The following is a 25,287-nucleotide window of genomic DNA, read 5'->3' on the forward strand; positions in this document are numbered from 1 at the left end:
GGGTGCCCTTACTTTCCGAGGCAAGAAGCTTCGAGCTGCGCTCGCCTACCCCTCCCCAGCCCTCCCCTGCACCTGCGGCGCAAGGGAGGGGGGCTGATTGCGAGCGCGCGGAGATTACCCGGGAGGAGATTTTCCTCGCCAAACGAACAACGCCCCGGCAATGCCGGGGCGTTGTTGATCAACTCTTTGCGCCGAACTTACTGCGCCAATTCAAACCGCACTTCCACGCGGCGGTTCGGCAGCAGGCATTCCAGCAACGCAGCACGCGGCTTGACGCCGTCGCACTGCTGCACCTGCTGGGTGTCACCGCGATACTCGTAGCGGATCTTGTCCGCCGCCACACCACGGCCGATCAGCAACTCACGCACGGTCTTGGCACGGCGCTCGGACAGGGCCTGGTTGTAGTCGAAGCCGTTGCCCTGCATGCGGTCGGCATGGCCAACCAGGGTCACGCCAGCCAGCTCGCGCTTCTCGTTCCCGATGGTAGCCAGGGCGCGATCCACGCTCTCCAGCGAGTAGGTACGGATGTCCTTGTAGCCGTCACGGTCGAACTCGAACAGCACGTTGGCGATCAACGGACCTGCCGCTACGGGCGCAACCACCGGACCAGCCGGATCGACGCCGCACAGGCGCGCTGCGGTTTCGGCTTCGTTGACCAGGTCTTCGGCGATCTGGATGTACGGCTTGGAGTGGCGCCACTGCTGCTGGTTGAACTCGTTGCCGGCGTGCACCAGCTCCACTTCACCGCACGCCACTTTCTGCGCGGCGCAGGCGAAGCCCGGCGTGCCGTGGATGACCTTCAGGCGATCCCACAGATCGGCACGCAGGTACTTGGCGCCGTTGACCAGAGCGGTGTCGGTGGGGATCGGCGAGACGCCGTTCTCCATGTCCACGATCAGCTTCTCCGACTCGGTCAGCGCTTCCTGCGGGAAGGCGCTGCGGTCATTGCGGGTGTATTCGTGGAACGACACGTCCAGCCAGCACTGGGCCTTGGACAGGTGGTAGTCGCGGATCGGGCGACCTCCATCGTTCAATGCCTGGATGCGGCCCTGGGTCGCTTCATACGACTGCAGGTCGGCATGGATGGCTTCATCGCTGATGCGTTTGGCCTGCGGGTTGAGCTGGGTCTGCTGGGCGCCGGCGGTGCCGGCAACAGCGAAGACGGCAACAGCCAGCAAGCTGCGCAGCGGACGGTACTTGGTTTGCATAACGGTCATGGTGTCGTCCTCAGCGGGCCGGGTCGCGGTAGCGGACCGGGTCCCGACGGAAAAGGTCTTCGTCGAACTTGAAGCGCAGGCGCAGGAAGAAGCCCTGCTGCGTGTACTCGTAGCCATTGAGATCACTGTCGCCTTCGAAGCCGGTCCAGTTGTAACCGGCCGACAGCCACAGGTTCTGCCGCAGCAGGCGGCCAACCTCCATGCCGTAGGCGAACTGGTTGGCGCCGTACTGGCCACGGAAGGTGGAACCCAGCACGCCGATGTCCCAGTTCTCGGTGATGTCGTACACGACACGGCCAGAGACCAGCACTGCGTTGAAGCTGCTGTTGACGCGGCTGCCATCGCCATAGGCGAACTGGTCGCGCTGCCACTTGCCGGCAATGCGCCCGGTCAGCCACCACGGCCGCGACGGATGCCAGTCGGCGTGGGTGGAGACGATGTGCGCACGCGTGCGGACATCCTGGCTGGTACCACTGACCACCTCGCCGTTGAGCAGGGTCAGGCCACTTTCGTCACGCTCGAGCTTGTACTCGTAGCGCATCAGGGCATTGACCCGGTTACGGTCGGTGTCGCGATACGCCAGGCCCAGCTGGAAGCGATCCTGCAATACGTCGCCACGTTCTTCGTAGTTGGTGGCCAGCAGGTAGTTGCGGCCCAGCAGGGTCCAGTCACGGCTCAGCTTGCGGGCAACCATGAACTGCAGCAGCGAGGTCTTGAATGCCTCGTTGCTGTCGGTGGTGCCCGGCACGTCCTCGGAGATGCGGTGTTCGGCACGGATCGCGCCACGCCACAACGGGTTGGCACTGTAATCCAGGGCCAGCGCCAGGCCGGTGCTGTCACCGGTATCGCCATCGATCACATTGACGCGTTCGATCGAGCTGCTCAGGCGCAGGCCCTTGGCGATATCCCAGTTGTTGCGGATACCGGAGGCGGCCTGCACATCGCGGCCACTGATCGCATCCCGCAGGCGGTATTCGGAGAACGCCTGGGTGTCGCGGATGTAGCTGCTGTCGATACCGAACACCAGCGCATCGGCCTCACGGTCGGTGGTGGTGATGCCATAGGCGCTGGTCAGGCCGGTCTGCTTCTCGTAGCGGCCGTACAAACGGCTGCGCTCGAAGACCTGGTAGTCCACGCCAGCGGCGACGCGGTTGCGGTCTTCACCGCTGACGCTCTGTTCGTACTCGGCACCGCCGCTGAACTTGTCGTTGAAGCGGTAACCGATACCGATGCGGGCGCTGTCCGATTCCAGCTTGGTGCCTACCGGCAGGTCGCTGGTCATGGTGTCGCCATTGCTGCCGCTGTTGATCACCATCAGGCCGGTGGCCGGGTCCAGCGCCTGCTGGCCGTAGCCCAGCGCACCGCCACCGGAACCGGTGGCGAAGCCACCGGTCAGCCCCGACAACGAGCCATAGCCGGTGCTCGACCACGGCGAAGTGATGCCGATGGTTTCGCGGATGCTGCGCAGGCCGAAGTCCAGGGTCAGGCGCTCGGTGGCGCCGATGCGTACGCCGGCGCCGCCGGCATCACGCTTGCCACCATCCGGGTTACGGTCTTCGCTGCGCAGGGCCTCAACGTACAGCTCCAGGCGCGGGCCGACGGCATACGCCATGCGGCCGCTGTATTCGCCACGCCCGCCATACAGCGGCGAGGCCTGGTTGTTGAACTCCGGATCGGTGCGCGCACCGAACAGGCGTGCGTCGAACCTGGCACCATCGTGGGCGAACTCGACGCGCCAGGCGTCGCCTTCGACCTGGCCGGTGACGTCCTTCAGGCCCTGCGAGGTCACCTGGTTGAGCGAGTTGGTGTTGACCTCGCTCTGGGTGCGGGCGAACTCGGCGACCAACATCGTGTTCTGGCCGAAGCGGTAGCCGGCGTTGACGCTGCCCATCTTGAACTCGGCGTACGGGTTCTGGTCTTCGACCGCAGATGCGCCGACTTCCAGCTTGTCGGTGAGCTTGTACTGGCCATCGGCACCGATCACCCAGAACTTCTCGGTCTGCTGATCGAGTTCATAGGTGATGCGCAGCGAGACCGGATTGAGGTCGCTGTCGAACGAGGGCAGGAACTGGTTCAGCAGGATGCGCCCGGAGAACGGCTCGAAGCTGTAATCCACCAGGCGTGCAAGCGGCTTCACCGAGACGATGCGCGAGGGCTGGTTGCGGTCGCGCACGATCATCTCGACGCGTTCGCTGCCTTCAAGCACCGCATTGTTGCGCAGCGCATACGGGCCGCTGCCCTGGCTGCGGAACTCCTCGATGATCTGCCGCAGCGAGTCCTCGATGGCGAACACATTGGTACGCACGCGCTCACTTTCGAAGTGCCAGCCCAGGCCGGTGGCGGTGCGGTTATAGGTGCTCAGGCTGCGCTGCGGAATCGGGCCGCTGCCGCCAACGCCACTGCTGGTGGCCAGCGTGTCGCCGGTCTGGAAGTCACCGTACAGCAGGTAGCTGCGCTTGTTGTCCACGCGCACATACAGGCGTTCGGCCGAACGCGCGTCGAAGCCACGCAGCGAGGAGTCGCCGTAGACCGGATAGAACTCTTCCGGCTGGATGTCACGCAGCAGGCGGCCACGTACATCCTTGTCCGAGTCATAGGCCGCGGTGAGCAGGTACTCACCCTTGATGCGGCCCTTGACGAAGAACGCGGTGCGCGCCGATGCACTGGCCTTGCCGTTGTTGAACTGCTTCTCCCAGCGACGGATATCGCGGTCGAAGGCATCGTGGTGCTGCACCGGCGAGATCAGGCTGGCGTTGGACTTGTTGCGGAAGTTCAGCACGCCCTCGATCAGGCCGGTGGCGAGCAACTCGCGCATTTCCGGCAGGAAGCCGATCGTGCCTTCGGCGGTTTCACCACCGGCAGTAATCCGCAGCAGCACATCCTGCGGATCATGCGGGGCGACCAGGTCGAACTCGGCAACACCGTTCTCGACTTCCAGCTGCACGCCCGGCATCACCTTGTCGGCATCACTGGCACCCGGGCCGAACTCGTCGGTGCGCGAACCCGGCAAACGGATACGACCGCCGCTGTTCTCGATGGTGACGAAGGACTTGCCGGCCAGCGGCTTGCCGTCGGCACCAAGCAGATGCACGGTGATGTGCACCGGCGTCTGGCCGTCGGCCGGCACGCCGTCACGGTCCACTTCCACCGACACGCGATCGACACCGGCGTTGCGGCTGTAGTCGACTTCACCCGAACGTGCTGCCACCACTTCCGGCGGCGTATCGAGGGTGGTCAGCGAACGCGGATACAGCGTGCTGCTGTCGCCGATCACCGGAGTGAAGCGGGTGCTGCTGCCCACGTTCTGGGCCAGCACCGGCAACGATGCGGTAGCCAGCGCGCAGGCCAGCAGGCTCACGCGCGGCATCTTGCGCAGGGCGGTGCGGCTCATGGCTGCACCTCCTGCTGGGCCGGCGCGGACGGCGGGTTGGGTCGCGGTTGCACGATCGGTCTCTGGTTGGACGAGTCCGTGGCCTGCTGCGGCGCACGGACCGGCTTGCTGTCAAAACGCAGCTGCGACTGCCCGGTTTCGGTTTCCGGTGCGCGCACCTCGCCCTGGGTACGGCGTGCCTTCACCTGCTCCAGCAGCGGGTTGGCGCAGCTGCCCTCGACGAAGTCGGCGCGATGCAGTTCACCGTTCTTCAGGTCCAGGAACAGGCTGTCGGCATCCCCCAGGTTGCGGTTGCTGCTGGTGGTCAAACGAGCGCCCACCGGCAAGGTGGACGGGTCCACCTTCAGGGTGTGGCTCTGCGGCGGCAGGCCGCAGTAGCTGTACTTGCCCTCGGAATCGGAAATCATCCAGGTGCCGTTGGAGAAGTACATGCGTACGCCCGGGATGCCCAGCTCTTCTTCGTCCTGCACGTGGTTGTTGTTGCAGTCCACGAAGATCTTGCCCAGTACGCAGGCTTCCTCGGTGAACACGCCACCGGTGACGCGCACGCGGTACTCGGCACGGTTGGACGGCACCGAGCCCGGGACCGGCGTCATCGAACCCGGATCGATACAGCCGCCGGTGATCGAGCAGCCATGTGCCTGCGCACGGTTGATGCCATCGCCCTGCTGCGCACCGACGCCGACTCGCACGCGGTAGGTCAGCACCAGCTGCTGGCCGACGTCGATCGGGCCCAGGTCGAAGCCCAGGCGCGGGCCCGGCTTGCCGAGCGGATCTTCAACAGCGCGCCCACCCACACGGCCGGTGCCGTTGATGTAGGTGAAGCCACGCGGCAGCGTATCGACGATGTTGACCGTCGCCATCGCGCTGCCGGCGGTCTGCCGCACGGTGATGGTGTACTGCACGGTGTCACCGATTTCCGCGGTCTGGCGGTCACCGGTCTTGGTGATGACCAGACCGGTGGCTTCGGCGGTGTCCAGCGGGATGTGGTTATGGACCACGCCTGCAACCGCGGAACCTGCGAACAGGTTCAGCCAGTACTGGGTCGGCGTACCTACCGCACCGGTCGGTGCATCGGTCTGCGGCTGCACCAGGTGGCTGCTGCCCGCTGCACCCAGCGGCGACAACGAACCGGTCTCCGCCGGAATCAGCGACGACACGAACTTGTAGCCCCCCGGCGGCGTGACCGTCAGCTGGAACTCGCAACGTGCCGGCGCGGCCGGACCAAACATGAACTGGTAGTAGCCGTTGTTGCCCACCGTCATCGATACCGCATTGCCTTCCACGCGGTAACCACCGGCGCCGGCATTGAGGATGGCGGTGTTCGGGTCATAGCCGGTGCACACGCCAACCGGCGCGAGGGTGACGATGGAACCCGGCACCGGATCGCGGGTGACGGCGTCGTAGACGACACCGGACGGATCCACCGGCAGGCTCTGCTGCGGCAGATGCTGACCGGCTTCAAGCACGACCTGCAGCTGGCTGGTGCCGTTCTCGCTGACGCGGCAGGCGCTGACGCCGTCGTTGCCGATGGCAAGCGGGCTGTCACAGGCCACGCCCATGCCACCAGCAGTTTCCTGGTTCACCGGCCACGCCCACAACACGCCCGAGCTCGGATCACGGAACTGGATGTTCCACTTCACGCCCGGGATCACGTCGGCGAAACGATAGCTGCCGTCGACCGCGGTGATGGTGGACTGCGAGATCACACCGGTTACCGAATCCAGCAGCTCCACGATCCACGACTGCAGGCGTTTGTCGCCGCCGTCGAGGAAAGTGTCCTCGCTACCGACATCGAACCACACGGTGCCACCCACCGAGGACGACAGCTGCACCTGGTTGGGCACGCGGCAGACGTTCTGGGTGATGGCGGTATCGCACACCGGCAGCGTGCTGACATCACCTTCAAAGGTGTTGCGCTCGGTGGTGGTCGGGGTGCGGAACTCGTTTTCGCCGCCGCCTTCGATCAATACCGCGTTGTTGACGGTGCCCGCCTTGGCCGCTTCGGCCGAGACATTGGCCTTGACGGTGATGTCCGACAACGAGGTTGCACCGGCATTGACCACTTCCGAACTACGGCACTCAAAGCGGGTATCGCCCACCGCGCCGGAGCAGAGCCAACCGTTGCCGGCCGGAACGTCGGCCAGGCTCAGGCCCATCGGCAGGCGATCCTTGACGATGTATTCGCCAAAGGACGGCTTCTGCCCGCCATTGCGCACGCGGATGGTGTAGGTCGCCACGTTGTTGACGGTGAACTTCACCGTGTTGGACGACTTGCTCACCAGCATGTCCGGCGAATCACCGATCTCGCCGAAGTTGTTGTCGACCGATTGGGTACCCGGCGTCAGCACGATGCCGGTGATGACCGAGGACGTCGGTGTCGGGTTGCTGCCCACACCACCGCCCACCGCACCACCGGTGGTCTTGCCGTTGAGCGTTTCCGGCGGCGGCGTGCCTTCGGTCACCTCATAGGTGCCCGGACGCAGATCCGGGAAGCTGTAGCTGCCGTCCGGATTGGTGGTCACCGTCGATGTGACCGGATTGCCCAGGTCATCGGTGCCGGTCAGGGTAATGGTGATGCCAGCGTAACCGCCCTCATCACTGTCCTTGATGCCGTCATCGTTGCCGTCGTTGTAGACGAAACCGGAAATAAGGCCCGCCGGGATTTCGCCGAAATTGTTCTGCACCGAGAACTCGCCAACACCCACGGTGATACCAAAGATATTGGACGGATCGGAGACCGTCGCGGTGCCATCGGCCTGACCCTGCATACCCTTTGGTGCACCGCCGATGTTGCCGATCTTGGTCTTGCCATCCAGCGTGCCCACGGCCTGGTTCTTCTCCTCCACCTTGTAAGTACCCGGCGGCAGATTCAGGAACGCGTACTCACCATCGGCCAAGGTGGTGAAGGTCCTTGAGACGGGGTTGTTGTTTACATCGGTGCCCGACAGCTCCAACACGACACCGGCAATGCCGGTTTCGCCCGGATCGATGACGCCGTCATTGTTGGTATCCAGCCACACCTTGCCGGAGATTCCGCTATTGGTCGGAATCTCGCCAAACAGGTTCTCGTTTGAGGCATCGCCAGGCGTCAGCAGGTTGATGTCGGCGATCTTGCTCGATTCCGGCGACGCATTGTTGCTGGCGGTACCGCTGCTTGCACTGGTGCTGGTCAGCTTGCCGGCCGTGGTAATGCCCTGCGCGGTGCCGGTCGGCTGTTCCGGTTCCACCAACGTATAGGTGCCCGGACGCAGGCCTTCAAACTTGAAGGCGCCGTTATCCGCAGCAACGGTGGTGTACGTCCGGTTGACCGGCTGGCCAAGGTCGTCAGTACCCACCAGCTTGATTTCGACGCCGGCGATACCGGGTTCACCCGAGCTTGCCTTCACGCCGTCGTTGTTGACGTCGTAGAACACGGTGCCGCTGACCGAGACCCCAACGGTCTCACCAAAATTGAAGTTCGCACCATCGCCAGTGAGCTTGATGCCTTCGATGCGGTCAGTGAACGCCGGGTCACCCGAGGTGCTCGCTGGCACCGGCTGGCAAACCGTCGTTGCACAAGCAACACCTTCAATCGTCCCTGGCTTGACGGCCGATTCCAGATTGAAATAGGTCACCGTCGAAGTCGGTGCGGGCAGCGGCTGGCGCAGGGCATACGTCTTGGACGCACTCAACCCGGTGAATGAGTAGCTGCCATCGGCCAGCGTGGTCGCCGGGGCACCGGTGGGCTTGTATGCCGAGGTCAGCGAATCCCATTCCAACAATTCGACGGTGGCACCGGCAATCGGCATGTCTTTGCTTGCACCACCGGCAACGTAGACGTCGTTACGGCTGTAATCGGCGAAGACGAAGCCGCTGAGCGAGTACTGCTTGATTTCGGGGAAGTCGAACTCCACGCCAACAGCGTCATGTGCCAACACCAGTCCTGCGATCACACTGGTAGTGCCGCCTGCCGGGTTCTCCGCCACGAAGCCCGCTGCATGGGTGACACCCGTACTCAGGCCATTGCGATTTGCACGCGGCTCATTGGCGCGCGGCAGACCATTCTGGTAGCTCGTAGCGACCGTGGTCTGGTCCTGGGTCAGGGTGTAACCAGCAGGGCCCGACGGAGGCAGGTTCTCGAATTTGTAGTTGCCATTGCCGTCGGTGGTGGTCGTCATGCTGACGGCTGCACCCCATTGGTCATTGCCCGACAAGGTGATCTTTGACCCCGAGAGTCCGATATCCCCGGCACCGTCGACGTCGCCGTTGTCATTGCGGTCGAAGAAAACGAGCCCAGCCAGACTGGCGCCCGAGGCGACCTGCGTCTCCGAAGGATCGCTGTCGTTGCTCGGATCAGTGTCCAGTGCCACCGGCGTGCTGCCATCGCTGCCCATGCCCGGCGTCACCGTACCGGTATTGGTACGGTCGCTATTGAACGGGAAGTTTGCCGAACCGTTGTAAACACCTGGCTTGGCACGGGCCCACAACTTGACCGTCACCGAAGCGCCCAGGGCATAGTTGCCGTCCAGGTCACAGGTGATTTCCTGCCCGGCCGACGTCGCATTGACTGTGGTTACACCGTTGGAGATGTAACAGACGTTGTAGACGCCGTTACCTGGCGCAGAATTTCTGACTGCAAGCGCCGTTCCATCCACTGTCGGCACGTAGGTACTGGTGTTCAGCCATTCAAAGCCCTTGGGCAACAGGTCCTTGACGCGGATCTTGGTCACACTGGAAGGACCGTTGTTGGTCACCACCAGCGAGTACTCCACCGGCTGGCCAATCTTCACCGGGCCAGTGGTAATGGTGGTCTTGTCGATCGCCAGGTCCACCGGAGGGAATACGGTGGTTGGAATCGACACAAGGTTGTTACCGGCCTTGGCGATGTCGAACGACTTGTTCTCGAAGTTGGTCCTGTTGAAACCGGCCGCGTCGCACGCGCCCTGGAGTTCATAGGCATTTTCATTGGCGCAGGCAAGTGCTGCGTCACCAAAGGTGAGCGGGCCGTTTGCCGAGACCGGGCCAACCATTGCGAACTCAAGTACAAAGCTCACCGACTGCCCACGATCCAACCAGTTGTCAGCGGCACTGCCACCAAGCTCGCACTCAACCCGCCCGTTGGGGCCGGTAGGTTGAGTACATTGCACTACACGCGGTGTCGCATTGCCCCCAAACTCGGGGTTTGCGACCACGCCCGGCGACAGCAGCTGGATCGTGTAACCGGCCGGAATCGGCGAAAGCACGTCATACATCATGACCTCTTCCGCGCGCGACGTACCGTCATTGCTGACGGTGAACTTGTACCTCAGGTTGTCGCCCAGTCGGAACTTGGTGCCGCTTGGCCACGGCACCTTCTTCTGTACAAGGTCCACCACCGGTGCCTTGATGTCGAAGGTTGCGCTTGCGGTGTTGTTGGACGTCGCTGCGACGTCACCACAACTGCCGGAAACCTGGGGATTGGTGCTTGTCTCGGTCTTGAACTCACACAGCGAAGGATCCAGCGTCAGTACGGCACTGTTGCTGGCCTGCAGATAGACCGTTCCGTCCTTTGCGGGCAGACCAGAGGCGGGCTTTTTGATGCGTGCGGTAAGGGTGATGGTCCGCACCTCATACGCCGGGACCGGCGTGGTGTTGGTACAGGTGATCCTCTGCTTTTGGCCGGCGATAGCCACTGGAGCGGCGCAGCTCATGCCGCTTCCGGTACCGCTGATGTTTTCGTAGGCAACAGTGCCGTCGCCGGCGGTCGTGCCATTGCCGGCAATCGGCGTGCCGACGAAAAACTCGTCGGATATGCTGAACATGCCGACGGGAATTGCGCCAGGGCCAAGGTTCTGCGCGCTGAGCGCAAAGGTGATCAAGCCACCCACTTTGGGCTCGGCGGTCTGGACCTTCTTCTCCTTCATTGCGACATCCAGTCGCGGCTCGACGTAGATCGCAGCGGTGTCGGTGATCTGTCCGGACAGAATCGCGTCCGGAGAGGTCATCGTTGCGGAGTTGGTGAGTACGGAATCACCATTGGTGCCGGCAAGCGGCCGCCTGACAGTTGCCATCACCACAATTTCATCGGTGGGCAATACGTTCAGGAATTCGCAGGTAAGTGAACGTTCGCCCGCGGCCAGCGTCGCTGGGCACTCCGTACTGCTGGGAACACCGTTGCGCGTAACGGTCACCGCGATCGCCGGCGTCTTGAAATCCTCGGCCGGGGCTCCCGGCGAAGTCATATTGAGGATGCCAGGCAGATCGTCGGTCAAATGCAGGGTGGGAATGGTCTCCTGCCCTGCTGTCGGGCGGGTGACGGTCATGCGCCAGACCAGATCCTGGTCGGTCACCAACAATCTGGGGGTCTTGGTTGCTGCGTCGTACGTCGGGTACCAGTCATTGCTGGCCACCGGCTGGAAGGACACATCCTTGACCAGCTTGATCTCCGCCTTGCCGTTGTCTACGGGCGTAGCTACCAGGGTGCCGCCGGCGAACTCACAGTCATTGGCGGTGAATGGATCGGCCGGCGACGGTCCGGCATTGTTCGGAACACCCAGCGCTGTCAGTGCGCTCGCCCCCGTACAGGCATAGTTGACGAGCTTGATCGGCGAAGTAACCGAATCAATCGTGGTCGTGAACTCAACCCATTTGGATGCACCTGGCGCCAGCGTGCCTGCCGGCGCCGTGCAGGTTACCTCGGTGCTGCGCCCGTCATTGGTATAGGGAGGATTGCTCAGTCCAGTGCGGGTCACCGCACAGGTCCAGCCCGCCGGACTGCTTGCTTTCACTGTTACCACGCCGCCAGCAATTTCTTCCGGGCGCATGTAATCCACCACTTTCAGTGGATTGGTGGTGTGATCGGCTGGAGAAAGGCTGTGCTGATCATTGGTGACCGTCAACCTGGTGGTGACAACCGTGCCTGGTGCCTGTGGGCCACCGGGGCTCTTTGTCTTGGTCAGACCAAGGTCTGCGAAGGGCTCTGCCACCTGGTAGGGAAGCAGGATGCTGTTGTTGGACGGGTTGGTTTCCGCACTGTCAGCCGGCGGCGTGACCACCACCGGGAACTGGCCGTCGGTTGGCGCACCCGGCAGGGTCAGGATGAGGTCGAAGCTCTGGGAGCCCTTGGCCGCCACGGTTCCTGGCGTACAGGTAACCAGCGTACCGCTGTAGGTACTGCCATTTACCTGCAGGCTGTTGCCGGGGGCCGACGTGCAGTTGGCGGGCAACGTCTTGATCACGAAACCTGCGGGAATGATGGTCTGGATCGTGCCACCCGTGGTGCCGGACGGACCGTCGTTGTAGTACTCCAGCTTCAACGGCTGATCACTGCCAATCAGCTTGTAGTGCTCGTCGTAACTGCCCTTGGCCACCAGGTCGGTGCCTGCTGCCGTGGTATAGGGCAAATTGACATCATTGTTGTTGTCGTTGGTATCCAGATACTCGACGCTGCCGGACTTGATCGTCGCTATGTTGACGAAGGTGCCCTGGCTGTTCTGTTTGCCGGTGACGGTGATGACCCCAGTGGCAAGCGCCGCCGGACTGATCGGCGCTGATGTAGCGCTATAGGTACAGACCAGTGTTCGCGAGGTGTTGGCGTCGCTTACGGAATTGCAGACTGCACCCGGCGGAGCATTCACCGCAGTCAGCTGGAAATCCGTGGGCAACTTGTCGGTTACGACAATCGATCCACCAACCGGCACATCCATGCCATTGCCATCAATCTGCGGGCTGATTTCAAAGACAATCGGCATTCCCGCAACAGCGTTGCCGGCGGGCGAAGTCTTTTGCTTCTCAACCTTCAGGTCACCGCTGCTGCGGATTACCACCGGCTTGACCGCAGTGGTCTTGCCAGGATCGCTACCAATGACCGAGATATTGGGTCCGCCAGTACTGGTTGCTATGAAGCCAATCGAAAGCTGACCTGTAGCACCAACTGCACCATTGGCTACTGTGCAAACCAGGTGCGCGGCATTCATCGGATCAAAACTGCATCCGGCAGGCAGCGGTGTCGTCGCCTCCAGTTGCGCCGGGATCACCACCGTCAACGTGTCGTCCACACCTGCAGAAGTTCTTTGCCAATCAATGCTAGCCGTAAACGGCACACCCTGAGGAACGTCTGTTACGTCTGTCTGGGTTCCAAAATTGAGCTTGATATCGCTATCCGGCGCGACACCTGCCCATGCAGGAGCCACTCCCAATGCAGCGGCCGAGCCCAGAAGAAATGCGGATGCAGCAAGTTTCCATCCGCGCAGACGGGCGCCAACGCCCCCCAATAGAGGCAAACGCCCGTTACCGGAACCGTGGATGGCCATGTCCTGCTCGAATTGCTTGTTCACCGTGCAAACCTCTTGCAAACGCTGCGCACACAGGCCGCCAGATCTGGCAGCCCGGAAAAATTCATGTCGATGCACGACCCGCCCCAAAAACGGATCGCCGATTCGGCACCGTGGGGGTGCCTTGCGATGGCGGCGATTCTTACGGCGCACCTGCGCCTATTCAGTTCCGCTCCATGACGGAAACTCTCAGTTGCTCTCGAAACGGACCTGAACCCGTATTCGCGACGCCGCTATCACTTTGATTTCACGCAGGATTTACCTGCATCCCCAGTCATGGACGTGAATGGGAACGACTTCAAATCTGTGAACTCAAAATAAACGGAAAAGTGTGAACTAGACCGTCAAACGGTAGCCCGCACCCCGAACTGCGCGAACCGGGAGGGTACAGCCGGTAGCGGCCTGCACGCGGTTGCGCAGTCGGTGTACCAGCACTTCGATCCTGTGCGGGTCGAAGCTCCAGGGCTGGTCGGTGAGGGCTGCGATCAGGCGTTCGCGGGCCACGGTTTCGGCCGGCGAGGCGAACAGCAAAGTGAGAAATGCGCGTTCGGCCTCGGTCAGGGCGAGGATCTGGCCACTGGGACCACGCAGGTCCCAGCCATCGGATTCCAGTGCCCAACTGGCGTTGTCGCTGGTGGCGACGTTTTCCATCAACTGCGCGGCTTCGCCGGGCAGGCGACGACGCAGGCTGTACAGCTTGGCCGCCAGGAATTCGGGGTCCGGCCGGTGCGGCAGGCAGGCGTCGGCGCCCGCCCATAGCCCCTCGGCAATCAACTGCGGGGTAAGCGGATCAACCAGCAGGACGACACCCAGATCATCACGGCGACGCAGGTGCTCGACGGTCTCGACCATGCCGGCACGGACACGGGTGGTGTCGATCACCACGATGTCACAGGGAACGATCACCAGTTCGCGGTACAGCGCCTCGACACTGTCCAGGGCCTGGATCTGGGCGCCATAGGGCAGCAGCGGTTGCAGCAACTCCAGGTTGCCGACAATCCAGATACGCAGCGGCGCCAAGGCCATGGGATTGGCTGCGCCGACCGGCGCGTAGTTCAGATCCGATGCCACACACTCTCCCTGTCGGGCCCTGATAAACAGCCCACATATAGCTGGGATTTTAGCTCAGCGTAATGTCAGTTACCGCTGAAACCGGGTACACAGTTTTATGAACGAAAATGGGCGGCACTGCTGCGCCGCCCATTCCGTGTCGCTTACTCCGCAGGCACACCCATTTCCTGCAGCAGTGCCGGTGCCGGGTACACCTTGGCCAGCAGCCAGCGTAGATAGCGCATGTCCACGTGCACGGCACGCTTGTAGCGCGGATCAAACCACCAGCTGGCGCTGACCGACTCCCAGTTGGAATCGAAGTTCAGGCCGATCAGCTCGCCCTTGGCATTGAGCACCGGCGAGCCGGAGTTGCCGCCGGTGGTATCCAGGTTGGTCAGGAAATTGACCGTCTGGGTCTTCAGGGCCGGGTCGGCGGTGCTACCGAAATCACCCTTGGCGATCGCGGCCAACAGCGGCTTGGGTGCGTCGAATGGCACGGTATTGGTGTTCTTCTCGACGATGCCGGCCACCGTGGTCACCGGCGAGTAGCTGACCGCATCGCGCGGGTGCAGCGCCTCGACCTTGCCGTAGCTGATGCGCAGCGTGCTGTTGGCATCCGGGTAGACCGCCCTGCCCTGGCTGGCCCGCCAGGCAAACAGCGCCTGCATGTAGGACGGCCGCAGGCGCAGCTGCTCGCCTTCGCGTGCCTTGCTCTCGCGCTCGGCATTGAGCTGGGCCATCACCAGGGCCGAGGCCACCGAAACCAGCGGATCGGCCTCGATGAAGCCACCCTTGCGCGCGGCCTCGAAGCGCGACAGACGCTGCGCCTCGTCGCCCAGCTTGGTCTGCGCGTACAGTTCATCCAGATGCTTGGCCAGCTCGGCCGGCGTACGCCCGAACAGATTGTCGTATTGCGCATCACGCTGCGCATCGGGCAACTGCTGGTAGCGGGTCAGCAATGCCGTGAGCAGCGCCTTCTCGACCGTCGGGTCGTAGCGGCGCTGCACCTGCTTGAGCACGCCTTCGATCAAGGCCTGGTCGCGCTGCTGGTAGCCGGCCTCGCGCTCGGCATCGGGCTTGAGCGATTCCACGCGCAGGCGCTCCAGCAGCAAGGCCGAGCGCAGCAGCTGGGTCTGGCTGGACATCAATCCCACCAGGAACTCGCTGCTGCCGGCTTCACGGCCCTCGGCCAACGAGGCAAACAAGGCATCGATATCGGCCTTGTACTTGCCGTCGGCATTGGCCAGCATCGCCTGCTCATCCTGTGCGCGCTGGCTCTTGGCGTCGCTGCGCAGCAGGCCTTCCAGTTCACCGGCGGCGCGCTTGCGGTTGTTCTTCAGCGACTGCAGCTGCGAGGCATAGCGGGTGCGCGCATCGGCATTGCCCTTGCCCTGCGCCTCGATCACGTCGATCAGCTGCTGGAACACCTCGACCCGGCGCGGCAGCACGGTGTCGATCTGGCTGGCGAACTCGTCGGCGGTGCGCAGGCGATACGTGGTACCCGGGTAGCCGGCCAGCATCGCGTAGTCACCTTCCTTGGGGCCATCCAGCGACATCTTCAGGTGTGCCGGCGGGTGGTAGGGCACGTTGTCCTTGCTGTACGGGGCCGGCTTGCCATCCTTGCCGACGTAGGCGCGCAGCAGGGTGAAATCACCGGTGTGGCGCGGCCACATGAAGTTATCGATCTCATCGCCGTAGTTGCCGATGGCGCGCGGCGGTGCATAGACCAGACGGATGTCGGTCAGCTCCAGCTGGCGGATGCGGTAGAAATCGCTGCCGTAGTACATGTTGGCCACCGAGCAGCGCACGCCGCCCTCGGCCTCGCAGTCGGCGACGATGCGCTTGCGCGCGCTTTCCACCGCGTCGTAATACGCACGCCCGGTCTTGCCGCGGGCGTCCTTGAGGACGTCATCGGTGACCTTGTCGAAGCCCACCGTCACCAGCACCCGGTAATCCGGGTTGGCGGCGCGTTCGTCGTCGCGGCCCTGGGCGATGAAGCCGTCGTCGATATAGTTGTGCTCCTTGCTGGCGTTGTACTGGATGACGCCATAGGCCACGTGGTGGTTGGTCAGCAGCAGGCCTTCGTCGGAGACGAACGAACCAGTACCACCGCCCACCCGCACCACTGCACTGAGCGGTGGCGCGGTGACATCGGCCAGCTGCTTCGGGTCACCCTTGAAGCCGGCTTCCTTCAACGTTCTGGCCAGCTCCGGCAACTGCGTGGGCATCCACATGCCCTCGTTGGCGTGGGCGGCAGCAGCCAGGCTCATGCCCAGCGCCAGCGCGGCGGTAAGCGGTTTGCGCGTCATCGGAACTCCAGCGGATTACAGAACAGCCGCCGACAGTAGCGGCCCCCGCCAACAGCGGCAACCGCCAGCAGTCACGCAATATCGTCGACGCTTGTGGGAGCGGCGTCAGCCGCGAAGCCAGCGCTGCATGAACTCGCGACAGCGCTGATCTTCGACGTGGCCAATGCGCTATTGGCTGCGGATGGAGCTGTGGCTTCGCGGCTCACGCCGCTCCCACAATCGTGCCATCCGCAGTATCCCTCAGCGCTCCTTGCGCCAGTTCACCGAGCCACGGTTTTCGACGGTGGACGACTCCACTTCGATGTCGAAGCCGCGCCGCAGCAGGTACTTCAGGGTCAGCACCGAGCCGCTGCCGACCAGCGACACGCCGTAGCCGATGTAGAGCTTGGGCGTGATGTATTTGCCCACGCCGATCACCGAGCCGCCCAGCGCGCGCGATTGGCTGACGCCGGCATCGTCCAGCCCCAGCTTGGCCCCGACCTGCGCGGCGAGCAGGCCAGTACCAGCCGACAAGGCCGCCGAGGCGGCGTTGACCTGCTGTGCCTGGTCGCTGCTGGCCATGCTCAGGCTGCGCCCCAACACCAGGTAGGCGAGCGATTCGGATTGCGACATCGCCGGCTCCGACCACACGTCCACCCGTGGCTGCTGGGCGCGCCCGGTGACATGGATGCCGGCGGTGACATCACCAATCGAGCGCTGTGCCTTGATGTTGATACGCGGGTCGGACACCACACCGTAATTCCACAGCAGCTGGCCATCGGTGATGGTCAGGTCCTGGCCGTACGCCTTGTAGCGACCGCTGACTTCCAGGCCGCCGTTGGCGGTCATCTCGCGGCCCGGACGTGCCCGCACCTGCATCCTGCCGGTCAGCGCGCCCTTGAGGCCGAAGCCGCTCATCTTGACCTTGTCGCCGAGGCTGACGGTCAGGTCCATGTCCAGCGGTGAGGACGGGCCTTCTTCCGGATCGACCGGGTCCAGCACCACGATGTCTTCCGACGCCGAAGTGCCGCGATCCAGGCGTTCCAGGTCCAGGTCCGCCTCGGGCACATGCACGCTGCCGCGCAGTTCCATCGCGGTACCGGCCAGGGTGAAGTCCAGATCCGGGTTGGCCACCACCCGCAGTTCGCTGGTGTTGGCCAGCAGCACCTTGTCGCCGTGGATATGCAGCTGCAAGGGCTGCGCATCGCCGAACCAGGACAGCCCGCCGTCTACCTGCAGGGTGCCCTCACCACCGGTCTTGGTTGACGCACTGATGCGCGCCGAGCCATCGGGCTGGGCGATGAAGCTGCCCTTGCCTTCGCTCAGGGTCAGGCCCAATGCCGGGAATTCGCCGGTAAAGTTGCTGAGCTTGGCCTCGCCACCCAGGCTTGGCTGCGAGCGCGTGCCACGCAGGCTGACGTGGCCCTCGATCAGGCCTTGCGGGCGCACCAGGTCCGGCGAGAACAACTCCAGCCAGTACAACCGCGCGATGTTCATGTACAGCTCGCCGGTGAGTGCCGCATTGGGCTCCCAGCCGGTCTGCACCTTGGCATCGATGAAGCCATCGCCCTTGAAGCCGACACCGAGGTAGCCCTTGATGCTGTTGGGCAGCATGTCGACGTTCAACGAGAAGTTGTCGTAACGCACCAGCTCGCCACGGGCGTTGTCGCCCAGACGGATGCCGCCTTCGGCCGAGGCTACCTTGAAGCCGCCTTCCCAGGCATTGCCACGCGGGCGGATGTTGCCGTCCAGGGTCAGCTCACCGCGCAGGTACATGCGGCGACCTTCGTTGGGCGGCAGCCACGGCTGCACAAGCGCCAGTGGCAGGGCATCGCCACGCAACTGCAGGCCTTCGCGCGGCCAGTTGGCGGCAAGGCACAGCGCGCCACCGGTGTCCGAGCCCAGGCAGGCATCGGACAGGGTGAAGTTGCTGCCCTGCGCACTGAAGGCAGCCGGCTGCCGCAGCTGCCATGGCGCGCCCTTGACCGGTGCAATCCGCAGCGAGGCCAGCTCGCCGCGCCAGGCCTGGCCCTGTTGGCGCACGCTGCCACTGAAGGCCAGCGCGCCCAGTTCATTGCGGGTGTCGGCGTCCAGCTGCAGGTTCTGCACGCTGCCGCGTGCATTGATGTTGACCTGATCCAGCAGCATGCCGACCTCGACCGCGCTGGCATGGACCTGCAACGCGCCGTTGCTGCCCTGCCATGGCAGGCGACCGTTGATGCTGATCTGCTGCGCCTTCCAGTCGTCCCATTGCAGGCCATTGCCGCGCAGGTCGGCGGTGATATCCGGTTGGCTCGGGGTGCCACGCAGCTGCAGGGTACCGACCACGCTGCCGGTGCCACCGGGCAGCAGGTCGGACAGGTGCAGCGGTTGCAGCCGCGCATCCACATCCAGTCGATCACCAACCTTGCCCTTGGCCTCGATCTGGCTGTCGCCCATCACCAGCCGCACATTGCCTTCGCCCTGGGTGCCCTGCAGTGCCAGCTTTGCCCGGGCATCAACACGGCGGCCGCGCAGCATGCCGTTGATTTGCGGCACGTCCAGCGTCGCCTCGAAGCGCATGTCGCTACTGCCCGCCACGGCCGGCAGCTGCTTGCCCTTGGAGGCCAGCGAACCGGACAGATTGCCTTCCCAGCCCGGCGCGAAATAGCCGGGATCAAACCTGGACAGGCTTGCATCCACATCCCAGGCCAGCGTCGGTGCCCAGGCCGCCGAACCCTTCAACTCCAACGCGCCACCAGGCGTGGTCGCCTTCAGCCGCTCGATATGGGCCTGCTGGTCGTTGCCACGCACGTCGAAATCGAGATTGGCGTCCTGCGCCTCACGCGCCACCTCCGCCTTGCCGACCGCCGCCCAGTTCTTCAGGTTGCCGGCCACGCCCAGACGCGCTTCCTTCAGGTGCAGCGGCACTGGTGTGCTGTCAGGCTGGGTCGGGTCGGGTTCGGGCGTGTAGGTCAGCTGGTTGGCCACCACCGCAAAGCGGAAGCCCGGATTCTGTGCATCGCTGAAATCGGCCGTGCCCTGCAGGCGCACGCTGCCACCGAAGGCTTCGGCAACCAGCGGTGCAACCGTCAGCACCTGGTTCTCGATGGCGACGTTGGACGGCGCCAGCACCAGCTCATTCTCACCCTGGCGCACACGGCCCTGCAGCTGCGCCTGGCCGCCGCGCCCACGCGCGGTGAAATCCAGGGCCAGCGGTGCCGGTGCCTCGGCCAGGAACTGCGCGGGCACCAGCTGGCCGATGTCCAACTGCTCGCTGCGCGCGGCCACGTTCCAGACCGGATCGGTACGGCCGTCCAGGATGAGGCTGGCATGCAGCGGTTTGGGCGCATAGCCGGCCAGCGCCACTTCCATGTGCGCCAGGTCACCGCGCGCGACCAGGCCCAGGCGCGCGGCCGGCTGCCCCGGGCGCGGCGGCATCAGCGCGCGCACGGTCAAATCGGTCGCATAGTCTTCGCGCGGCAGGTAGTGGCCGTCGATGCGGAAATCACCCAGGTTGCTGTTGACCTTGAGCTGGCTGGCGCTGAACTCGCCATCGGCTGCTTCAAGCCCACCGCGGATACGGGTGATGTCGATGATGGGTTGCTGCAGTTGGGTGATGCGCAGGCCATCGACAACGATGGTGTCGGCCTGCAAGGCCAACGGCAGCTCGATGGCCGGCAACACGTCGGGCCAGCGCGGCAGTTCGAAGGGCTTGTCTTCCGACGGCCCCAGCTCCAGCGTGGCATCGCTGATGCGCAGCGCATCCAGGCGCAGCTTGCGGCCCAGCAGCGGGCGGATATCCGGATCCAGATAGGCCTGCGCGGCGGTGAAGTGCAGCTCGTTGTAGCGGAAATCCAGGTCGTGCAGGATCAGCGGCCCGGCCAGCGGGCCCTCGGCCTTGCTCCAGGTCAGTGAAGAGCCAGCTGGCAGCCGCGCCACCACCTGCGCCAGCAATACCTCGCGGCCGGCAACGGTCTGCAGCAGCCAGTACAGCGCGAACAGCCCCAGCAGCACCAGTACGGTGATGGTGATGCCGCTGCGCACCGCCAGCGTACGCAGCCGCGCCTTGCGCCGGGCACGCAGCTCGGCGATGCGCGCCTCGCGCTCTTCCGGGCTCACCTCGTCAGGCCGACGGCTCATAGGTCAGCTCCGATGTTGAGGTAGAGCTGGAACTGCGAATCGGGGCTGTTCAAGCCGTGTGCGATATCGATGCGCACCGGGCCCACCGGCGATTTCCAGCGCAGGCCGATGCCGACGCCGGTATGCAGGTCGATGGTGTTGTCGAAGGCGCTGCCGGTATCGACGAAGACCGCGCCGCCCCAGGGGCCACCACCGAAATAATGTTCGTACTCGGCCGAACCGACCACCAGGTTCTTCGCGCCCAGCGCGAACTTGTCCGGTGCCGGCGTACGCGGGCCGACTTCACGGTAGGCATAGCCACGGATGGAGCGGTCGCCACCGGCGAAATAGCGCAGGCTCGGTGGCATCGATACCAGATCACTGGTCCAGGTTGTGCCGGCCTGCCCACGCAGGATCAGCCGGTCCGCATCCCCGACCGGAATGTACCAGCGCACGGTGGCATCGGCCTGGACGAAACTGGTATCCGAGCCGGCCCCTTCGATGCCCCCGCGCAGGGTGGCGTTGCCACTCAGGCCACGGCGCGGAAAGCTCTTGTCGTCGACGTCCACGTAGTCGGCGGTGAGCTGCGGATAGACCAGGGTCGAATAGTTGTAGACCGCCGCGTTGAACTGGTCGCCGGAGCTGTAGCGCCAACGCTCGCGCAGGGCGTTCATCGAGACGATGGCAGTCCAGTGCTCGTTGATTTCACCGCTGCGGCTGGCGATCAGCTTGACGTTGCGCAGGTCGATGTAATCGGTCTGCTCGTCATAGGCACTGACCGCATAGCTGTACCAGCCATCCAGCCAGCGGAAGCCGGGGACGCGGTAACTGGTGATGAAGCTCTTGCGCTTCTGCGCATAGTCCAGCTGGGTGGTGAGCTTGTGGCCACGACGGTTGACGTAACGGCGTTCGACGCCGCCGCGCACACCGGGGCCACTCTCGCTGCCATAGCTCAGACCGGCGGTGTAGATGGTGCGCTTGGCGCGGGTCAACTTGACGTTGACCGGGACCTCGCCGTTGTCATCGGCCTGTTCCGGATGCGGCTGGATGTCGATGACACTGAAGTAATCGAGCTTGGTCAGCGACTCGCGCAGGCGGTCAAGCTTGCCTTCGTGCCAGTAGCTGCCCTGTTCCCAATACACCAACGGCTCGAACAGGCCCGGACGGAAATAATCCTGTTCGAAGGTAATCGGCCCCATGTTGTAGCGGCGGCCGCTGTCCCAGGTAAGGAAGATGTCAGCGGCATTCTCGGCGCGGGTCACTTCCACCTTGCGTTGGGTGAAGTCGGCATCGAAGTAACCACGCTCGGCCAGGCGCCGGGTGATGGTGATCTTGCTGGCCTCGTAGCTGACCGAGTCGAAGGCCTCGCCGGTCTTGGGGTGGAAGGCCTCGATGTCTTCCTGCAGGTACTTGTCGCGTGAGGCCGGGCCGGTGATGGCCAGCTCCTGGGTGCGGACCTTGACCTGCTCGCCCTTGTCGACCTGGATCAATACCTGCAGGGTATCGCCGGTGCGCGGCGCTTCCACGGTGATCTTCGGGTTGTAGAAGCCGAACGGCTCCAGCGCGGTACGGGTCTGCCGCTCGGCCTGCGACAGCAGGTACTCCAGCCGGGATTCGCCCTGCACCTTGCCGATCGCGTCATAGACCGACAGCGACACCTCGATGTTCTCGATGATTTCGGCGTCATCACCCTTGTCCAGGCCCTTGATCTGGACCTTTTCGATGGTGCCGCGGGCATGGGCAAGGGGAACTGCTGCCAGCGACGCCAGGAACAGAAGGAGCGGGGTGATTCGAGATAGCTGCATGCGCGTCAGCATACCGGTCCGAACATGACCGGCAAAATCACACGGCTGTCATGAAGCTGCCTGCGGCACTGCTGATCCACGCGGCGGGGGTGGCCCGTGTAGTGCCGAGCCATGCTCGGCAGAGGCCGTAGCGGGAATGCCCCGGCCGAGCAGGGCTCGGCACTACATTCGATTCACCCGCCTCCACCACGCTGTATGGACCATCACGCCATATTGACGGGTACGGTTAAATTATCGTGAAACACCCAGCCGCTCCGGTTCCTAGAACACGTGGTGATGCTGTCCCGGGTTACGTGCTCCATGAAGGAGCAGCCGGTTGACTGGGCCCCAGGCACTTCCACAAGTCCAGGTACCCATGATGAAACGACAACTCCTCAGCGCGGCCGTGTGCACCGCCATTGCCGCGTATTCGTCCCTTTCCTTCGCCCAGACCCAGACCGATGCGGACAAAAGGAATGTTGAGACCCTCGACAAGATCACCGTCACCGGCTCGCTGATTCCGCAGGTGCAGGTCGAGACGGCCACGCCCATCACCTCGATCACCGCCCAGGACATCCAGAAGCAGGGCTTCAAGGATGTCTACGAGGTCCTGCGCTCGCAGCCACTGGCGACCGGTGCGGTACAGGACAGCCAGTTCTCCGGCGGTTTCACCTCGGCGGCCAAACCCATCAGCCTGCTCGGCCTGGACCCGGGCTTCACCCTGGTGCTGATCGACGGCAGGCCGATGGCCGATTACCCCTTGCTTTACAACGGCCAGAGCAACTTCGTCGACCTGGCCAGCGTCCCCACCGCCATGGTCGAACGCATCGACATCGCGCCGGGCAACCAGTCCTCGATCTACGGCTCCAGCGCGATCGCCGGCGTGGTCAACATCATCCTCAAGAAGCGGCTGGACGGCACCGAGCTGAGCTTCCGCATGGGCAGCTACGACGGCGGCGGTGGCGGCAACCAGCGCTTCCAGCTGACCAGCGGCCACAGCTGGGACAAGCTTGACCTGACTGCCGGCCTGCAGCTGAGCAACCAGGACCCGATCTACGGCTTCAACCGCAAGGACTTCGACTCCACCAACGACAACCCCGACGTCGCCGCGCGCTATGGCAGCCGCACCTTCGTGCACAACAGCAGCAGCGGCGCCTACATCGACCCCGGCGCCGCAGCCTGCGCGCCGCTGGCTGGCCTGTTCGGGGGTACGACCTTCTATGACACCCGTCCGGGCCGCGGCAACTATTGCGGCAGCCGCTATGAACCGGGTTATTCGACGATCCTCAACAAGGAGCGCAGCGCCTCCGGCTACGCCAACCTCAATTACGCGCTCAACGACAGCACCGACATCTATGCCACGCTGCTGATGAACCGCACCAAGAACGAGAGCAACTCCGGCTCGCGCTTCTGGCAGCCATCGCTGGATACCAGCGGTTATATCTTCAACAACCTCACCGGCGACCTTGAGAGCTACCAGCGCATCTTCTCGCCGGAGGAAACCGGTGACGTCGACTTCAACAACGAGCGCCAGACCGCCGATTCCTACAACGTCGCCATCGGCATCAAGGGCGCGCTGGGCCAGTCCAACTGGGACTACAACGCCTACTACGCGCGCTCCGAATACCACATCGACAGCCGCCAGTGGTGGCCGTTGAAGGACAAGATGGAAGACTTCTTCCGCGAGCATTTCCTCGGGCCGCAGTTGGGCGACTACTACGGCTATCCGATCTACGAGCCGAACGATGCCGGCTTCTACCAGGCGCTGACCCCGGAGCAGTACCGCAGCTTCCAGGGTGAGATCCGCACCAAGTCCAAGACCTGGACGCAGAACGTCAACCTGCAGTTCACCAACACCTCGCTGTTTACCCTGCCCGCCGGTGACGTCGGCTTCGCCGGCGTGCTGCAGGCCGGCCAGCAATCGTGGAGCAACCCGACAGACACGCGTGTGGTCACCGACCAGTTCTGGGGCCTGAGCGGCACCCAGGGCAAGGGCAAGCGCGACAACTGGGCGGCGGCGGTGGAACTGCGCGTGCCGATCTTCAGCAAGCTCACCGCCAGCCTGTCCGGGCGCTATGACGACTACAAGAACGATGGCGGCGGCAGCGACTCCCGCGCCACCTGGAAGGCGGCACTGGAGTACCGGCCGATCGACTCGCTGCTGTTCCGCGGCAACTACGCCACCGCGTTCAAATCGCCGGACATGTCCTATGTATTTGCCGGCGACAGCGGCTTCTACACCTTCGTGCCTGACTACTACCGCTGTGCCACCGAGCAACCCGGCGTTCCGATTGCCCAGTGCACGCTCAACGATGAGCAGGTCCGCGGCTCCCGCTCCGGCAACGGTGACCTGAAGTCGATCACCGCCAAGTCCTGGGGCGGCGGCGTGGTCTGGTCGCCCAACAGCAGCTTCACGGTCAGCGCCGACTACTACCGGATCAAGATCGACAACAAGGTCGCCGACCTCGACCTGGACCTGCTGTTGCGCAATGAGTCGGCATGCCGCCAGGGCCAGCTGGATGCCAACTCCCCGACCTGCGTCGATGCCCTGCAACGCATCGGCCGTGCCGGCGCGAACGCACCGCAGCCCAACCAGCTCAACACCGTGGCGGTCAACCCGATCAACGTCGCCAAGGAGGATGTCAGCGGCGTCACCGCCAACCTGGACTACCGCTGGGCTACCGACAGCTGGGGCAGCTTCATGCTGGGCGCGCGCTACAACGTCACCCTCAAGCATGAGAGCCAGCAGTATCCGGAGGACCCGGTGATCGACCTGCTGCGCAATCCCTACTACTCCTCGGAGTTCAAGAACATCTTCAGCGGCACCTTGGGCTGGCAGATGGGCGACTGGACCACGACGTTGTATGGCATCCGTTATGGCCGCACGCCCAACTTCGCCGCCCAGGACACCACCGACGGCTATGCCGCCGATGACGCAGGCAAGGTCAAGGCCTGGACCACCTTCAACCTGACCGTGGACTATGCGGTAACCGATGATGTCTCGTTGAGCCTGACCGCCAACAACCTCACCGGTGAACGGCCGCCGCGTGACCGCACCTACACCACGTATCCGTATTACAACATCTTCAACTACAACGGCTATGGCCGCTCGTACATGCTGGAGATGAACTGGCGCTTTGGCCGCAGCCAGTAAACACGATG

General features: G+C 63.8%; 8 protein-coding genes. 1 reads left to right on the forward strand and 7 read right to left on the reverse strand.

Annotated elements, in window-relative coordinates; genetic code table 11:
• Nucleotides 1-197 precede the first annotated feature (197 nt).
• The 7 genes from RT131_RS10530 to RT131_RS10560 all read right to left on the reverse strand — a co-directional run bounded on the left by RT131_RS10530 (nucleotide 198) and on the right by RT131_RS10560 (nucleotide 22,158).
• The gene (locus RT131_RS10530; protein ID WP_313172762.1) at nucleotides 198-1,217 is read right to left on the reverse strand and encodes an OmpA family protein; all 1,020 of its coding nucleotides are present in this window, start codon (nucleotides 1,215-1,217) and stop codon (nucleotides 198-200) included.
• Nucleotides 1,218-1,227: 10 nt separating this feature from the next.
• Nucleotides 1,228-4,608, reverse strand: coding sequence for a hypothetical protein (locus tag RT131_RS10535; RefSeq protein WP_313172763.1), 3,381 nt, complete (start codon nucleotides 4,606-4,608; stop codon nucleotides 1,228-1,230).
• Nucleotides 4,605-12,626 (reverse strand): SdrD B-like domain-containing protein, encoded by an 8,022-nt coding sequence (locus tag RT131_RS10540; RefSeq protein WP_313172764.1) that lies wholly within the window; start codon nucleotides 12,624-12,626, stop codon nucleotides 4,605-4,607. The genes RT131_RS10535 and RT131_RS10540 overlap by 4 nt, the downstream gene beginning before the upstream one ends.
• A 612-nt stretch (nucleotides 12,627-13,238) precedes the next feature.
• The gene (locus RT131_RS10545; RefSeq protein WP_313172765.1) at nucleotides 13,239-13,973 is read right to left on the reverse strand and encodes a winged helix-turn-helix domain-containing protein; all 735 of its coding nucleotides are present in this window, start codon (nucleotides 13,971-13,973) and stop codon (nucleotides 13,239-13,241) included.
• A 143-nt stretch (nucleotides 13,974-14,116) separates the two neighbouring features.
• A complete protein-coding gene (locus RT131_RS10550) occupies nucleotides 14,117-16,261 on the reverse strand; it encodes a S46 family peptidase (protein ID WP_313172766.1) in 2,145 nt (714 codons plus the stop codon).
• A gap of 240 nt (nucleotides 16,262-16,501) precedes the next feature.
• Nucleotides 16,502-20,362 (reverse strand): translocation/assembly module TamB domain-containing protein, encoded by a 3,861-nt coding sequence (locus RT131_RS10555; RefSeq protein WP_313172767.1) that lies wholly within the window; start codon nucleotides 20,360-20,362, stop codon nucleotides 16,502-16,504.
• The gene (locus RT131_RS10560) at nucleotides 20,359-22,158 is read right to left on the reverse strand and encodes an autotransporter assembly complex family protein (protein WP_313172769.1); all 1,800 of its coding nucleotides are present in this window, start codon (nucleotides 22,156-22,158) and stop codon (nucleotides 20,359-20,361) included. The genes RT131_RS10555 and RT131_RS10560 overlap by 4 nt, the downstream gene beginning before the upstream one ends.
• 346 nt (nucleotides 22,159-22,504) lie before the next feature.
• On the opposite strand from RT131_RS10560, the gene RT131_RS10565 reads away from it, so the two are divergent.
• Nucleotides 22,505-25,279 carry a TonB-dependent receptor gene (locus RT131_RS10565; protein WP_313172771.1) on the forward strand — a complete coding sequence of 925 codons (2,775 nt, stop codon included), beginning with the start codon at nucleotides 22,505-22,507 and terminating at the stop codon, nucleotides 25,277-25,279.
• Nucleotides 25,280-25,287 lie beyond the last annotated feature (8 nt).

Source organism: Stenotrophomonas sp. (genome assembly GCF_032066555.1).
Classification (GTDB): domain Bacteria; phylum Pseudomonadota; class Gammaproteobacteria; order Xanthomonadales; family Xanthomonadaceae; genus Stenotrophomonas.

Excerpts from the sequence above, each read along its gene's own strand:
- RT131_RS10550 (WP_313172766.1), bottom strand. The coding sequence starts at position 16,261 with ATGACGCGCAAACCGCTTACCGCCGCGCTGGCGCTGGGCATGAGCCTG.
- RT131_RS10555 (WP_313172767.1), bottom strand. The coding sequence starts at position 20,362 with ATGAGCCGTCGGCCTGACGAGGTGAGCCCGGAAGAGCGCGAGGCGCGC.
- RT131_RS10530 (WP_313172762.1), bottom strand. The coding sequence starts at position 1,217 with ATGACCGTTATGCAAACCAAGTACCGTCCGCTGCGCAGCTTGCTGGCT.
- RT131_RS10535 (WP_313172763.1), bottom strand. The coding sequence starts at position 4,608 with ATGAGCCGCACCGCCCTGCGCAAGATGCCGCGCGTGAGCCTGCTGGCC.
- RT131_RS10565 (WP_313172771.1), top strand. The coding sequence starts at position 22,505 with ATGAAACGACAACTCCTCAGCGCGGCCGTGTGCACCGCCATTGCCGCG.
- RT131_RS10560 (WP_313172769.1), bottom strand. The coding sequence starts at position 22,158 with ATGCTGACGCGCATGCAGCTATCTCGAATCACCCCGCTCCTTCTGTTC.